Origin of the sequence: Psychrobacter sp. TB20-MNA-CIBAN-0197 (assembly GCF_040309765.1) — a bacterium.
Classification (GTDB): domain Bacteria; phylum Pseudomonadota; class Gammaproteobacteria; order Pseudomonadales; family Moraxellaceae; genus Psychrobacter; species Psychrobacter submarinus.
In genome coordinates, this window is the sequence record NZ_JBEOPC010000225.1 from 1 (window position 1) to 346 (window position 346).

General features: G+C 44.8%; 1 protein-coding gene. It reads right to left on the bottom strand.

Annotated features, from left to right (window positions below; genetic code table 11):
* Positions 1-346, bottom strand: a 346-nt coding sequence (locus AAEY83_RS13425; protein WP_351059538.1) for an aldehyde dehydrogenase family protein, incomplete at both ends; no start/stop codon positions are given.

A 346-nucleotide genomic window follows, 5' to 3' on the forward strand; every position in this document is an offset into this window, starting at 1 on the left:
CTTTAGCACCGGGCATTGGGTTTTCGGTTGTACCTGTACGCTCATGGTACGCTTTTACAGATATAGCTACTTTACCTGTCATTGCGCCCACTTCGGTGCGGGTTTCCCATAATGGCTTACCCGTTTCGCGTGCAATAATAGTAGCAAATTCTTCGCTGTGTTCTTTTAATTGTGCTGCGAAGTTTTCTAAAATCGCGATACGCTCTTTAAGTGGTTTGTCTGCCCATTGTAATTGCGCGGCTCTAGCTGCTTTTATAGCTGAATTTACTTGATCAGTGTTTGCGCCATTACCTTGCCATACCACATCGCCATTACTTGGATTGATTGACTCAAATGCTGGACCAAG